12 protein-coding genes are annotated in these 14,405 nt (G+C 41.0%); 9 read left to right on the top strand and 3 right to left on the bottom strand.

Features of this window, described 5'->3' with window-relative positions:
• The 3 genes from glyS (at position 1) to CWB76_RS15760 (ending at position 3,217) form a co-directional block, all read left to right on the top strand.
• Positions 1-2,070, top strand: coding sequence for a glycine--tRNA ligase subunit beta (gene glyS / locus CWB76_RS15770; RefSeq protein ID WP_138608890.1), 2,070 nt, complete (start codon positions 1-3; stop codon positions 2,068-2,070).
• A 73-nt stretch (positions 2,071-2,143) separates the two neighbouring features.
• Positions 2,144-2,593, top strand: a complete 450-nt coding sequence (locus CWB76_RS15765) for an early set domain-containing protein (protein ID WP_138608916.1) — start codon at positions 2,144-2,146, stop codon at positions 2,591-2,593.
• A gap of 99 nt (positions 2,594-2,692) precedes the next feature.
• Positions 2,693-3,217 (top strand): REP-associated tyrosine transposase, encoded by a 525-nt coding sequence (locus tag CWB76_RS15760; RefSeq protein ID WP_138608888.1) that lies wholly within the window; start codon positions 2,693-2,695, stop codon positions 3,215-3,217.
• A gap of 58 nt (positions 3,218-3,275) precedes the next feature.
• Here the strand turns inward: CWB76_RS15760 and tusA are convergent, their stop codons facing one another.
• From tusA to fadB, 3 genes are all read right to left on the bottom strand, one after another.
• Complete coding sequence (tusA, locus tag CWB76_RS15755) at positions 3,276-3,515, bottom strand: sulfurtransferase TusA (protein WP_008112953.1); 240 nt, start codon at positions 3,513-3,515, stop codon at positions 3,276-3,278.
• Between the two features lie 249 nt (positions 3,516-3,764).
• A complete protein-coding gene (gene fadA, locus CWB76_RS15750) occupies positions 3,765-4,934 on the bottom strand; it encodes an acetyl-CoA C-acyltransferase FadA (protein WP_138562806.1) in 1,170 nt (389 codons plus the stop codon).
• 4 nt (positions 4,935-4,938) lie between these two features.
• Entirely contained in the window at positions 4,939-7,098 is a 2,160-nt protein-coding gene (fadB, locus tag CWB76_RS15745; protein ID WP_010392724.1) for a fatty acid oxidation complex subunit alpha FadB, read from the bottom strand.
• 308 nt (positions 7,099-7,406) lie between these two features.
• Here fadB and CWB76_RS15740 point away from each other — a divergent pair, with 308 nt between their 5' ends.
• From CWB76_RS15740 to CWB76_RS15715, 6 genes are all read left to right on the top strand, one after another.
• A complete protein-coding gene (locus tag CWB76_RS15740) occupies positions 7,407-9,293 on the top strand; it encodes a lytic transglycosylase domain-containing protein (RefSeq protein WP_138608886.1) in 1,887 nt (628 codons plus the stop codon).
• A 117-nt stretch (positions 9,294-9,410) separates the two neighbouring features.
• Positions 9,411-10,733, top strand: a complete 1,323-nt coding sequence (pepQ, locus tag CWB76_RS15735; RefSeq protein ID WP_010392729.1) for a Xaa-Pro dipeptidase — start codon at positions 9,411-9,413, stop codon at positions 10,731-10,733.
• An 80-nt stretch (positions 10,734-10,813) separates the two neighbouring features.
• Positions 10,814-11,428 (top strand): YigZ family protein, encoded by a 615-nt coding sequence (locus CWB76_RS15730; protein ID WP_076920146.1) that lies wholly within the window; start codon positions 10,814-10,816, stop codon positions 11,426-11,428.
• A gap of 94 nt (positions 11,429-11,522) precedes the next feature.
• Positions 11,523-12,974 carry a TrkH family potassium uptake protein gene (locus CWB76_RS15725; RefSeq protein ID WP_010392733.1) on the top strand — a complete coding sequence of 484 codons (1,452 nt, stop codon included), beginning with the start codon at positions 11,523-11,525 and terminating at the stop codon, positions 12,972-12,974.
• Positions 12,975-12,998: 24 nt separating this feature from the next.
• Positions 12,999-13,661, top strand: a complete 663-nt coding sequence (locus CWB76_RS15720; protein ID WP_054202927.1) for a flagellar brake domain-containing protein — start codon at positions 12,999-13,001, stop codon at positions 13,659-13,661.
• A gap of 503 nt (positions 13,662-14,164) precedes the next feature.
• Positions 14,165-14,374 carry an EF-hand domain-containing protein gene (locus CWB76_RS15715; RefSeq protein ID WP_138608884.1) on the top strand — a complete coding sequence of 70 codons (210 nt, stop codon included), beginning with the start codon at positions 14,165-14,167 and terminating at the stop codon, positions 14,372-14,374.
• Positions 14,375-14,405 lie beyond the last annotated feature (31 nt).

Below are 14,405 nucleotides of genomic sequence, written 5' to 3'. Positions count from 1 at the left end.
ATGTCAGCAGAAAATTTATTAGTAGAAATTGGCACCGAAGAGTTGCCACCAAAAGCACTTCGTAAATTAGCCGAAGCCTTTGCTGCAAACTTAACAGCAGAATTAGAAAGTCTAGAACTAGGTCATCAAGGTGTGAACTGGTATGCATCGCCTCGTCGTTTAGGTTTACAAGTAAAAGCACTTGAAGCTAAACAACAAGACAAAGAAGTTGAAAAACGTGGCCCTGCAACTAAAGCCGCTTTTGATGCTGAGGGTAACCCAACGAAAGCAGCCATGGGTTGGGCTCGTGGTTGTGGTATTGAAGTAAAAGATGCGCAAACACTAGAAACAGATAAAGGCGCATGGTTATTGCACATTGCTAAAGTAGCAGGGCAAGAAACCAAAACGTTAATGACCGACGCTATAAGCAAAGCACTCGCTAAGTTACCTATCCCCAAACCAATGCGTTGGGGTGCAAATAAAACACAATTTATTCGTCCTGTGCATACGGTAACTATTTTGTTCGGTAGTGAACTGGTTGAGGGTGAAATTCTTGGTAAGCAAGTGAGTAATCAACTCCAAGGGCATCGTTTTCATCACCCTGAAAAAATTAGCATTGATCATGCTGATGAGGTGTTTGATGTACTTAAATCAGCTTACGTTGTTGCTGACTACGAACAGCGTAAAGCACAGATTCGCGCGCAAATAGAAGACGCAGCCAAAGCAGTTAATGCCGTTGTTGCTATGGATGAAGACTTACTTGAAGAAGTTACATCATTAGTAGAATGGCCAGTAACGCTAACAGCCACATTTGAAGAAGCATTTTTAGATGTACCTGCTGAAGCGCTTATTTACACCATGAAAGACGATCAAAAATACTTTCCGTTATTAGATCAAGACGGCAAACTTTTAAACAAGTTTTTGTTTGTCTCTAACATCGAAAGTAAAGATCCTAGTGTGGTTATTTCTGGTAACGAAAAAGTAGTGCGCCCGCGTTTAGCTGATGCACAGTTCTTCTTTGAAACCGATAAAAAGAAAACATTAGAAAGCCGTTTAGAATCTCTTGATAGCGTATTGTTCCAAAAACAACTTGGTACGCTTAAAGACAAGTCACAGCGTATTAGTGAACTAGCGGGTTACATTGCCGAGCAACTTAGTGCCGACAAAGCACTGGCAGCGCGTGCAGGCTTATTAAGTAAAACTGACTTAATGACCGAAATGGTGATGGAATTTACCGACGTACAAGGTGTAATGGGAATGCATTACGCGCGTCACGATGGTGAAGCAGAAGAAGTTGCAGTGGCACAAAACGAGCAATACATGCCACGTTTTGCCGGTGACAACTTACCAACTAATGTGATCAGCTGTGCAGTCGCCATTGCCGATAAGTTTGATACGCTGGTGGGTATTTTTGGCATAGGCCAAGCCCCAAAAGGTGATAAAGACCCATTTGCACTTCGTCGTGCTGCTATTGGTGCATTACGTATCATGGTAGAAAAACAGCTACCGCTTGATATTTTAGACTTGGTTGCTAAATCACAAACCTTGTTTGGTGAGAAGCTGACTAACCTAAATGTATCAACGGATGTGTTTGACTTTATGCTAGGGCGTTTCCGTGCTTGGTATCAAGACGAAGGCATTGAAGTAGATGTGATTCAAGCCGTACTTGCGCGTCGTCCAACCAAGCCTGTTGATTTTGATCGTCGAGTTAAAGCAGTAAGTCATTTCCGTACATTAGACGCCGCAGAATCGCTTGCAGCGGCTAATAAGCGTGTAAGTAATATTCTGGCTAAAAATAACATTACAACGCAAGGTGATGTTGAACAGGGTTTATTAAGTGATGATGCTGAAAAAGTATTGGCTTCGCAAGTTGCAAAATTTGCCACTGATTTAGCACCACTGTACAGCGATGGAAACTACCAAGAGGCATTAAGCCAATTAGCAGGCATTCGTGACAGTGTTGATAACTTTTTTGACAATGTCATGGTAATGGCTGACGATGAAGCGGTTAAGCAAAATCGTCTTGCGCTTTTAAGCCAGCTTAGCGGGTTATTTTTAGAAATTGCAGATATTTCTGTATTACAAAAATAACAGCTTATAGCTATTTAAAAAGCCAGCATTATGCTGGCTTTTTAGTATTCACTGTATGCAAAGGATACAAATGATGATCTCCATAAAACGAATTTTAACGTTAGCAATGGCTGGTTTACTTACGGCCTGTACTAGCCAAATTTCGATTAACGATGTGTTGCCACAGCAAGAATTGGATCGCAGTATTTATTTAAGAGGGGACTTCACATTATGGGATGCAGAACCTCAATACCAATTTAAACAAGTTGGCCCTGCGCTTTACCAAGCCCAAGTTAGGTTTTCGACCCCTGGCAAAGTTTACGAATTTAAAATAGCCGATGCAGATTTTAGTGAAGGTTTTAACTGTGGCTACAGCGATTCACAGCCATCAGGGCAAAGCCTAACACTTGGTCAATCAACACGCGCCGATTGCAGCACTATTTACAACTACTTTAGTTACACACCCGCAATAAAAGGGTCGTACATAGTCAGCATTGATTTTAGTGACTACGACAAGCCACAAGTGACGATAACTAAGAGGTAATTTTTACGTAGGTTGGGTTGAGTGCAGCGAAACCCAACATACATTTTTAAAAAACCAGCTATAATTTTATTCTCTTTTTAATTATTTAGGTTAATCTTCATGCGCTATAGACGTGTGTTAGAGGCGGGCGGATGTTACTTTTTTACGATTAATTTAGAAGATCGAACTCAAGCACTGCTCGTTGAAAATATAGAGTTATTACGTCGCGTTTATTTAAAAGTAGTAAAAAAGCATCCAGTTCAGACGATAGCAATAGTTATCATGCCCGATCACCTTCATGCTATTTGGCAATTGCCTAAACACGATAATAATTATGCAACTCGTTGGCGGTTAATAAAGTCGGGTTTTTCTCGAGAGTTACCACAAACTGAGTTCTGTAATAATAGTCGAATAGCCAAAGGTGAGCGTGGAATTTGGCAGCGGCGTTACTGGGAGCATAAAATACGAGATGAGCAAGATTTAGAAAATCATATAAATTATATTCACTACAATCCAGTTAAACATAAGTATGTTGCTAAAGTAAGTGATTGGCCTTTTTCAAGCTTTCATCGATACGTTAAAAATTCAATATTATCGCTCGATTGGGAAGGTGGTATTCACTTAAGCGAAATATATGATGAGTAAAGTCGTATAGATTATAAAATAGTTGGGTTTCGTAAAACTCAACCCAACCTACGCAGTCTTAAAGCCCTTTCTTCACCACATACCTATACGGTGACTCTTCAACTTCTTTAGCCACTAGCGTGTGATCCATAAAGGTACAAAAGCTGGGAATATCGCGGGTGGTTGAGGGGTCGTCGGCAATAATAAGCAGTGTTTCACCATCGCTCATTTTACGAATCGCAGCGCGTACCATCATCACCGGCTCTGGGCAACGAAGGCCGATGGCATCTAATTGGTGATCGGGGTTATCAAAGCTCATAAAAATTACCTGTAAAAATAGTCGCGGCTTGGTTAGGTCGGGTAGTTTAGCGTAAATAAAGCTGTTGGTTAACTATTTTACGTATAACAAAACAGCTCAACTTATTAATAGATAATCTGAAATAAGTTTAATGCACCCGATCACATTATTCATTTTAAACCTGCAAAAGCTGGTGACATAAAAAAGGCGAACTAACTTGCGCTAGTTCGCCTTTTAATCACCAAGATGGTTTTACATGTTAAAAACTAATTAGTCTTGAACACGTTCAAATACAGTGGCAATGCCTTGGCCTAAACCAATACACATAGTTGCTAAACCGTATTTTGCGTTTTTGTCTTCCATTAAGTGAATAAGCGAGGTGCTAATACGTGAACCCGAACAACCCAGAGGGTGACCAAGTGCGATAGCGCCGCCGTTTAAATTCACTTTTTCGTCAACTACATCAGCTAAACCTAAGTCTTTAAGTACAGGTAGTGATTGTGCTGCGAATGCTTCGTTTAGCTCAGCTACGTCAATGTCATCAATGGTAATACCGGCTTGTGCTAATGCTTTTTTACTTGCAGGTACTGGGCCGTAACCCATGATTGATGGATCGCAACCGGCAACAGCCATAGCGCGAATACGTGCACGAATTGGTAAGCCCAGTTCTTTTGCTTTTTCTTCGCTCATTACTAACATAGCTGATGCGCCGTCAGAAAGTGCAGAAGATGTGCCCGCAGTAACAGAACCCGTAGCAGGGTTAAATACTGGACGTAGCTGCGATAAACCTTCAACCGTTGTTTCTGGACGAATTACTTCATCATCTTCAACAAGAATAAGTGAACCTTCAGCATCGTGACCTTCCATTGCTAAAATTTCGCGGCGGAAACGGCCTTCAACAGTCGCTGCATGAGCGCGTTGATGCGAGCGGTAAGCAAATTCATCTTGTTGCTCACGGCTAATACCGTGAATAGTAGCAAGGTACTCAGCGGTTAAACCCATAGAGCCAGATGCTTGTGCAATTGATGTAGCTAAGCCTGGGTGAAAGTCGTTACCGTGAGTCATAGGTACGTGGCCCATGTGCTCAACGCCACCAATTAGGTATGTGTCGCCAGCGCCAGTCATAATTGCGCGAGCAGCGTCATGCAATGCTTGCATTGATGAGCCACATAAACGGTTAACTGTGGTTGCTGGCACTGAATGTGGAATGCCCGCAAGTAGAGATGCATTACGTGCAACGTTAAAGCCTTGCTCTAATGTTTGCTGTACACAGCCCCAATAAATATCGTCAATTGACGCAGGGTCAACTGCCGGATTACGTTCTAATAAGCCTTTCATTAAATGAGCGCTTAAGTCTTCCGCACGTTTGTTTTTAAATACGCCGCCTTTTGAGCGACCCATTGGTGTGCGGATACAATCTACAATTACTGGATTATTCATGATATTAACCTTCCACCTTATAGAAAACACGGCCTTCTTCAGCCCACTTGCGAGTTTGCTCTGATACTTGGTAAATCGCACCTAGGTGAGCGTATTTGTCAGCAGTTGCTACAAAGTTAGCTAAACCTGTTTGATCTAAGTAACGGAACGCGCCGCCTCTAAATGGAGGGAAACCAACACCGTATACAAGTGCCATATCAGCTTCTTGAGGAGAAGCAACAATGCCTTCTTGTAAACAAAGTAGCACTTCGTTGATCATTGGGATCATACAACGGTCAATGATTTCTTGTTTATCAAATTCTTTTGGTGCGTCTGTAATTGGTGCAAGTAGTTCAATCGCTGTTTGGTCATGTGACTTTTTAAGACGACCGCGACGATCTGTTTCGTACTTATAGAAACCTGCTTTGTTCTTTTGACCAAAACGTTTTTCGTTAGCAAAAACAGTCACTGGGTCTTTATCTGCACGTGCCATACGCTCAGGGAAACCGTCTGCCATTACACCAGTACAATGATAAGCCGTATCAATACCTACAACATCAAGTAGGTAAGCCGGGCCCATTGGCCAGCCAAATACGTTTTCCATTACTTTATCTACTTTTGCAAAGTTAGCGCCTTCAACCACTAATTTGCTAAATCCAGCAAAGTAAGGGAATAAAACACGGTTTACAAAAAAGCCTGGGCAATCGTTAACAACAATCGGTGATTTACCTAGTTTGAGGGCATAATCAACCACGGCATTAATCGTTTTATCTGAGGTTTTTGCACCACGGATAATTTCTACTAATGGCATTTTTGGTACTGGGTTGAAAAAGTGCATACCACAGAAGTTTTCTGGCTTATCAAGCGCTTCTGCAAGTAGGTCGATACAAATAGTCGATGTATTTGACGTAAGTACCGTGCCTTCTGGCATATTCTTTTCAAGATCAGCAAGTACGGCTTGCTTCACTTTAGGGTTTTCTACTACGGCTTCAACAATAATGTTGGCGTTTTGTAGGTCTGCATCGTTAAGCGTTGGCTTGATTTTGCTAAGCGTTGCTAGCATTTTTTCCATCGGCATGTGGCCGCGCTTCACTTTTGCACCTAATAGTTTAGATGCTTCACCCATACCTAAATCTAGCGCATCCTGTTGGATGTCTTTCATTATGATTGGTGTGCCTTTATAAGCAGACTGGTATGCAATACCGCCACCCATAATACCTGCGCCTAATACTGCCGCTTGTTTAATTTCTACATCGCTGTGTTTAGCAAACTTACGTGCTTTACCTTTAATGTATTGGTCTGCTAAAAAGATACCCGTTTGAGCAGCAGCTTCACTAGTACGTGCTAGTTTTGCAAAGTTGGCATTTTCAATCGCCATTGCTTCGGCGCGTGAGCTGTTTGCTGCTGCTTTGATAGTGCGAACTGCCATAACTGGAGCAGGATAGTGGCCTTTGGTTTTACCCATTACCATACCTTCTGCCATTGCAAAGCTCATGCCTTGCTCAACACGGTTTAATTTAAGCGGTTGTAATTTTACAGCACGTTTTGCTTGCCAATCTAGCTTGCCAGCAATCGCTAATTCTAGTGTTGCTAAACTTGACTCTTGTAGTTTGTTGGCACTAACTACCGCGTCAAATGCACCTACTTTAAGGGCGTCAGCAGCGCGATTTTCGTTACCTGTGGTGATCCACATCATCGCGTTATCGGCACCAATAATGCGCGGAAGGCGCACTGTACCGCCAAAACCAGGCATTATGCCTAATTTAACTTCTGGTAAGCCCATTTTTGCTGAGTCACTTGCAACACGATAATCGGTAGCAAGTGCCCACTCACAGCCGCCGCCAAGCGCCAAGCCGTTTATAACACTGAGTGTTGGGAATGGTAAGTCTTCAATTGCATCAAAAACGTCAGTTGCATCTTTGATCCACGTTACTAATTCTGCTTCAGGCTTAGTAAAAGTAGGTAAAAATTCGAAGATATCGGCACCAATAATAAAGTGGTCTTTATCACTGGTAAAAATCATGCCTTTAATATCAGTGTTAGCGGCTAATTCTTTTAATGCTGCCGCGCAATCTGAAAGAGTTTGTTGAGATAATGTGTTTACAGAACCTGTAGCACAAAACTTAAACTCGGCGATGTTTTCCTTCACGAAGCTAACTTCAAAGGAATCGCTTTTATATAACATTATTATTCTCCCTAGTTGATGAACTAAGACTGGTACGATGAGTTCATATTCAGACCAGTGTGCTTGCTTTAATTTAAAAATGCAACGAAAAATTTATCTTGGTTACAAACGTCTGGTTAAAATATAGCTGGTTTGGTGCTAAGGTGGGTTTGAAAGTTTTCTTTATTCATTTTATTGCGCTGTCTTGGTGTTTATAGCTTGGGTTTTATCAAAGTAAATAAATAGAGTTACAGTGCCTGCGCTGTTTTCTATTTACCCTTAGCCACACCCTTGTCAGCCTTGAAGGTTACTATGCCCTAAAGGACATTATGAAAAAATATTTATTAAGCGTAGCGGCAGCGACTCTATTTTTATCTTTACCCTCTGCCAACGCAAATACTGAACTTGATGCATTTTTAGATGCAGAAAAACAAGCCCGTTATGGCGATTATAAAAGCTTTAAAGAAGCGGTAGACTCATTGTCTCACCCACTTAAGCCCTATGTAGAAAAAGCCTATTGGCAGCGCTACCCCAGTTTAAAACACCAAACAGAAATAGAAAACTTCCTCACTATTTATGAACACACGCCATTAGAGTGGCCAGTGCGCAAAGCATGGTTAAATTATTTAAAGCGCAGAAATAAAAAAGCAGCATTTATTAAAAACTACCGTGAAACCTCTGACACTGAGCTTAGTTGTACCCATCTTAGTTATCAGCTTGATTTAGGAGCGCCTAAAAAAGCAATACTCTCGCAGGTAACCGACATTTGGACGGTAGGCGAGTCACAACCTAGTGAATGTGACGGGCTTTTTAAGCGTTGGCGACAAAATGGTTATTTAACCCCTGATGTTGTGTGGCAGCGTGTTACTTTAGCGGCACAAGGGGGCTCTTATCGTTTATTGCCTTATTTAAAAACCTTATTGCCAGCCAAGGAGCGTTATTTAGCTGATTTATATTCCAAGGTAAGGCGCGATCCTAGTGCTGCTGCAGGCCTTTACCGCTATAAACGTAAAACAGCCAAAGAAGGGGAAATAGCGCTTTATGGTATTAAGCGTTTAATTTGGCGTGATAAAGAACTGGCATTAAAGGCGTGGCAAAAAATCGAAGACATGTTTGACTTCGCTGATGATGAAAAAGCAGACGTATATTATACCTTTGCGCTGTCGTTGGCGTCGAGCGGCCATAGTCAGGCGAGCTTTTATTTAAATAAAGTCCCTAAAGCGCGCCAAGATCGCAAATTAATGCAATGGCAACTAGCCAATATGCTTAAAACGCAAGATTGGGAAGGCATTGCGGCATTTTTTACCGGAAAAGAAAACCTTAGCTTAGGGCAACAGTATTGGCTTGCTTATAGTTATGACAAACGCGCAGAGCATGAAAAAGCTAAGGCAATTTGGAGCAAGGTAGCCGCTAACCGTGATTATTACGGTTTTTTAGCCGCTGCTCGCTTAGGGTTACCGGTTGATTTAAATGAGCTACCAGTCAATGTAAATCAAGCCTTAGTGACAAAAGTAAGTAATGCACCAGGCTTTAAGCGTGCTAAGGCACTATATGAACTTGAGCGATTTACAGCGGCCCGACGTGAATGGAATTATTTAACCAACACTTCTGAAGATGATGAAAAGCTAGCAGCGTCAGTGCTTGCGGCAGAACTTGATTGGTTTGATAGTACAATATTTACCCTAGCAAAAATAAAAGCATGGGATTATGTTGATTTGCGTTTTCCATTTGCGTTTCAAGAAATGTTTGAGCGCTACAGTAATCGTAGCAAAATAGATTTAACTTGGAGTATCGCTATTGCGCGTCGAGAAAGCTCATTTGCACCTGATGCCCGTTCTCATGCAAATGCACGCGGGTTAATGCAGTTATTACCAAGCACCGCAAAATATATTAACAAAGGCGATGTATCTAGCCGTCGCTTGTATCAGCCAAAAACCAATATTCGACTTGGTACCCGTTATTTACAGTATTTAAAAAAGAAAAATCACGGTAACGAGGTGTTGGCAACAGCATCCTATAACGCCGGGTATCACCGAATTAAGCGTTGGCTACCAGAGGAAGCGATGCCCGCAGAGCTATGGGTTGAGCTTATTCCATATAGAGAAACTCGAGACTACGTAAAAAACGTATTTGCGTATCGGCAGGTTTATCACACTCGCCTTGGCCGAGAGGGTAACTTACTCGCGCCACTATTAGAGATGACCATGGGCGGGTAGTAAAAATAAATCTACAACAGCAGAGGGATATTTACACGGTAACTATCCCTCTTTTTTGAGCGCTTTGTTTATAAGTGGTAGACTCAGAGCAAGTTAAATTTAACAGATGGGTTTATTATGGAAAAATTAGCCGTATTATACGCCGAACATATTGCAACATTGCAGCAGCGTACACGTACTATTTGTGAGCAAGAAGGGTTAGAAGGATTAGTCATTCATTCAGGCCAAGCTAAGCGCCAATTTTTAGATGATATGTATTACCCGTTTAAAGTTAACCCCCATTTTAAAGCGTGGTTACCGGTTATTGATAATCCGCATTGCTGGATTGTGGTAAATGGTAGCGATAAGCCAAAGCTTATTTTTTATCGTCCAATTGATTTTTGGCACAAGGTACCTGATGAACCAAGAGATTTTTGGGCAGAGTACTTCGATATTGAATTGCTACTAAAGCCTGATCAGGTTGAAAAGCTACTTCCTTACGATAAAGCTAAATTTGCCTACATTGGTGAATACCTAGAAGTAGCCCAAGCACTTGGTTTTAGCATCATGAATCCTGAGCCAGTACTTAACTATATTCATTATCACCGTGCTTATAAAACGCAATATGAACTTGAATGTTTACGTAATGCGAACCGTATTGCAGTAGATGGCCACAAAGCGGCACGTGATGCGTTTTTTAATGGTGGTAGCGAGTTTGATATTCAGCAGGCCTACTTAATGGCAACGCGTCAAAGCGAAAATGAAATGCCGTATGGCAACATTGTGGCCCTTAACGAAAATTGCGCTATTTTGCATTACACGCATTTTGAGCCAAAAGCACCGCAAACACATAACTCATTTTTAATTGATGCGGGCGCTAACTTTAATGGTTACGCTGCAGATATTACCCGTACCTACGACTTTAAAAAGCAAGGCGAGTTTGCTGATCTAGTTAAAGCAATGACGGCGCATCAGATTGAGTTAGGCAAAAGCTTAAAACCAGGTGTACTGTATGGCGAGCTACATATTGACTGCCATAACCGCATTGCACAGTTACTAAGTGACTTTGATATTGTTAAGTTACCTGCAGCTGAAATTGTTGAGCGTCAAATTACCTCAACCTTCTTTCCTCATGGCTTAGGGCATCATTTAGGTGCACAGGTACATGATGTAGGTGGCTTTATGCGTGATGAAACCGGTGCACATCAGGCACCACCAGAGGGTCATCCATTTTTACGCTGCACTCGCTTAATTGAGAAAAACCAAGTGTTTACTATTGAACCAGGTTTGTACTTTATCGACTCTTTGTTGGGTGATTTAGCACAAACAGACAACAAGCAGTTTATTAACTGGGAAAAAGTAGAAGCGTTTAAACCATTTGGCGGCATTCGTATTGAAGATAATATTATTGTTCACGAAGACAGCCTAGAAAATATGACGCGTGATTTATTACTCGACTAATATTTAACTAATAACAGTTTATATTATCCACGAAAGGGGCCTGTTGGCCCCATTTTTAATTTAACAGCCAAGTAAGCGCTATGTCAGAATATAAATACCCAGCCGACGATGTTTTTCATCAAGAAGAAATTAAAAAAAGTACCTTTATTGTGCATATAGGCCACACGCCTGATTTAAACTCTGCGAAAGCCTTTATTAAAAACATTGAAGAAAAATACAGTGATGCACGCCATAATTGTTGGGCGCATGTTGCGGGTAATCCTGGTGGAAGCCATGTTTATGGTTTTTCTGACGATGGAGAGCCAAATGGCACCGCCGGTAAACCTATGCTCAACGTGCTGGTGGGCTCTGGTTTAGGTGAAGTAACTGCTGTGGTAACACGATATTTTGGTGGTATAAAGCTTGGTACCGGTGGATTAGTTCGTGCTTATGGTGGCTCACTTAATAATGCCTTAGCAAAATTACAAACAGTGGTAAAAGTACCCAGCATTGAGCTGGTTGGCTTTAGTGAATACAGTATGCAAGGCGCAATAGAACAGCACTTAAAAACCAACTTTCAGGTACTTAATATTGAAAAGCAGTTTACGGCAAATATTGAGTGGAGTATTACTATTGATAGCCGCCAAGCACAGCAAGCATGCAAAGATATTTTTGATTTAAGTCACGGCGCAGTTGAGTTAACAATCAAAGAGTAATAGTCTTACATCCATCCTATTTAATCACTACAGATTAAATTTTCGAGTCATACAGTAGTTATTTTAATTTACTAATAAAAAAGCGATACGCTCAATGCAATTTCGTACCATTATAAAAATTCTTGGCCAACTGGTCGCGCTATTTAGTATTACAATGGTGCCACCAGCACTCGTGTCTTTAATTTATAAAGATGGGGGAGGGGTACCGTTTGTTTTAGCCTTTATATTTAGCGTTATTATTGGCTTAATGGCTTACTATCCAAATAGACATGAGCATGGTGATTTAAAAGCACGCGAAGGCTTCTTAATTGTGGTTTTGTTTTGGTTGGTACTAGGGGCGTTTGCGTCATTGCCGCTGATATTTTTACAAGAACCCAACCTCTCTTTGGCCGATGCAGTGTTTGAAGCTTTCTCAGGCTTAACTACCACAGGGGCGACCGTATTAACTGGCATAGAATACTTGCCTAAATCGGTATTATTTTATCGCCAGCAATTACAGTGGTTTGGTGGGATGGGGATCATTGTATTAGCAGTAGCCATACTGCCAATGCTTGGCGTCGGTGGTATGCAGTTGTACCGAGCTGAAATTCCTGGCCCAGTAAAAGACTCCAAAATGACCCCGCGTATTGCCGATACAGCTAAGCACCTTTGGTATATTTACGTATCTATTACTCTTGCGTGTACTTTGGCGTATTGGAGCGCAGGGATGAACTGGTTTGACGCTATATGCCATGCCTTTTCTACAGTTGCTATTGGTGGTTTTTCTACTTATGACGCGTCAATGGGGCACTTTGATAGCCCTGTAATTAACTTTATTTGTGTGTTCTTTTTAATTATAGCCGCTATTAACTTTTCACTACATTATGCCGCTGTAGCGAGCCGTAATATTAGTGTGTACATTCGCGACCCTGAGTTTAAAGTATTCTTGTGTATTCAGTTAGCGCTGGTGGTAATTTGCTTTACTGTGCTTTCGTCTCATGATGTTTATGCAAATGGTGATGAAACCCTCGATCAGGCGTTGTTTCAAGCGGTGTCTATTAGTAGTACTGCTGGGTTTGCCACAGATAATTTTTCAGCTTGGCCGTTGTTTTTACCTATTTTACTTATTTTTTCGAGCTTTATTGGCGGCTGTGCGGGTTCTACCGGTGGCGGTATGAAAGTTGTTCGCGTGTTTTTGTTGTACTTGCAAGGGATACGAGAGCTTAACCGCCTAGTACATCCTCGAGCTATATATTCAATAAAGCTCGGTCGTAAGGCCTTACCTGACAAAGTAGTTGAAGCGGTATGGGGCTTTTTCTCAGCTTATGCACTAGTCTTTATTATTATAATGTTAGCGTTAATGGGCACAGGGTTAGACAACATTACCGCATTCTCTGCGACAGCAGCCTGCCTTAATAACTTGGGCCCAGGTTTGGGTGACGTAGCCTCTCATTATGGTGCGATTAGTGATGCCGCTAAATGGATACTAACAGTCGCTATGGTATTCGGTCGGTTAGAGATATTTACACTGTTAGTATTATTTACCCCAACATTTTGGCGTGGATAACGTTTTAAATATTAGGAAGGAACTATGCAAAAAACCAATTTGGAAAAGTTAAACCAAATCGTCACAGGTGGCATAGTCGATGTAGAAATACTGACACCAACCAGTAGCCGACGTGTAAAAACGGAGTTTATTGGTTTATTAGAAAACAAATTTATTATTTTAAACTATCCCAGCGCTAAGCGACTCCCCATGGCAAGTGATTACCTGCGTGATGGTGTTATGGTAGTAGTAAGAGCGCTTATAGAGGGCAGTGGCGGGCACGTGATTGCGTTTCGTCAGCAACTTATGTCTGTAGCCTCTCACCCTGCTAAATTGTTGTTTATTCAATACCCTTCACAAGTGCAGTTGTTTGGGCTGCGCTCACAAGCACGCATACCCACGTTGTTTCCTGCTAAGTTAACATTAACCGATGAGCAGCCTCCCTTTGAAGGGGTTATAAAAGACATTTCGCTCACCGGAGTTATGTTTGATATTAAAACAACCCAAGAACTCGATGAGTTAAAAGACATGCGCTGTACGGTTGTATTTGATGGTGATACTAAGCATGAGGGGCAAATATGCAGTGTAAAAAAACATGCTAGCGGTATCTGTTGTGGAATTCGATTATTTGCCAGTGAAGAGCAAATGAAAGCGCTAATGGGGGATCATTTTATTGACCCTAGTGCGCTTGAAGTTGAAATAGTTTAGGGCATATCAAGTTGAACAAGCTTCTATTATAAGTTCAGTATACTCACGTGATTTCGTCATTTTGCAACAAATAGCCTTGTGCGGCTGTAAATTTTCTACGTCACCTTAAATTTATTTTTTAAACTGTTTAAAAACAGCAGCTTAAATTTGTTTTTTAATTTTAATTTTTTATTTATAAAAAAATAAATCTCAACTCACCTTCCTTTTTGTTTAATTAACTTGCTTTGTTAGTGGTTTTTCACTGATCGTGTGGTGTTTTTATAAAAACCAACCCATTGTTTTTTAAGGTTTTAATTTTATCGCTTTATTCCGTGTTGCTAAAAAGCAACAAAATAATGAGTAAAATAACGCCACTCAAAGCTATTTTAAGTTTAACTTATTGAAAATAAATTACTTTTTATTGTTGGCATCGAAGTTGTAATAGTCAGGTTGTATTGAACGAAACGTGATTTAAAGTAAAACACTTAATCGCATAAAACATAAACTTTGAAGGAAGATTGATTATGAAAAGCATTAATAAAACTTTAGCACTTATCGCATTGGCTTCTTCATCAGCTGCTTTTGCAGCAAGCGACTTTGATACGCTAGACGTTGACGGCAACGGCGCGATCAGTCAAAGCGAAGCATCAGTTGATGCAAAACTAATGAGCATGTTTTCAGAGCTTGATACAGACCAAAACGGTGAGCTATCAAAAGCAGCATTTTCTAAATAATAAGCTAAGACTAGGCATATTCTGAGTTGCC

The sequence above is a fragment of the Pseudoalteromonas sp. S1609 genome (assembly GCF_005887255.1).
In the GTDB taxonomy this organism is placed as follows: Bacteria; Pseudomonadota; Gammaproteobacteria; order Enterobacterales; family Alteromonadaceae; genus Pseudoalteromonas.
This window is presented reverse-complemented; position numbering and strand designations above follow the sequence as displayed.

Excerpts from the sequence above, each read along its gene's own strand:
- glyS (WP_138608890.1), top strand. The coding sequence starts at position 1 with ATGTCAGCAGAAAATTTATTAGTAGAAATTGGCACCGAAGAGTTGCCA.
- CWB76_RS15765 (WP_138608916.1), top strand. The coding sequence starts at position 2,144 with ATGATCTCCATAAAACGAATTTTAACGTTAGCAATGGCTGGTTTACTT.
- CWB76_RS15760 (WP_138608888.1), top strand. The coding sequence starts at position 2,693 with ATGCGCTATAGACGTGTGTTAGAGGCGGGCGGATGTTACTTTTTTACG.
- tusA (WP_008112953.1), bottom strand. The coding sequence starts at position 3,515 with ATGAGCTTTGATAACCCCGATCACCAATTAGATGCCATCGGCCTTCGT.
- fadA (WP_138562806.1), bottom strand. The coding sequence starts at position 4,934 with ATGAATAATCCAGTAATTGTAGATTGTATCCGCACACCAATGGGTCGC.
- fadB (WP_010392724.1), bottom strand. The coding sequence starts at position 7,098 with ATGTTATATAAAAGCGATTCCTTTGAAGTTAGCTTCGTGAAGGAAAAC.
- CWB76_RS15740 (WP_138608886.1), top strand. The coding sequence starts at position 7,407 with ATGAAAAAATATTTATTAAGCGTAGCGGCAGCGACTCTATTTTTATCT.
- pepQ (WP_010392729.1), top strand. The coding sequence starts at position 9,411 with ATGGAAAAATTAGCCGTATTATACGCCGAACATATTGCAACATTGCAG.
- CWB76_RS15730 (WP_076920146.1), top strand. The coding sequence starts at position 10,814 with ATGTCAGAATATAAATACCCAGCCGACGATGTTTTTCATCAAGAAGAA.
- CWB76_RS15725 (WP_010392733.1), top strand. The coding sequence starts at position 11,523 with ATGCAATTTCGTACCATTATAAAAATTCTTGGCCAACTGGTCGCGCTA.
- CWB76_RS15720 (WP_054202927.1), top strand. The coding sequence starts at position 12,999 with ATGCAAAAAACCAATTTGGAAAAGTTAAACCAAATCGTCACAGGTGGC.
- CWB76_RS15715 (WP_138608884.1), top strand. The coding sequence starts at position 14,165 with ATGAAAAGCATTAATAAAACTTTAGCACTTATCGCATTGGCTTCTTCA.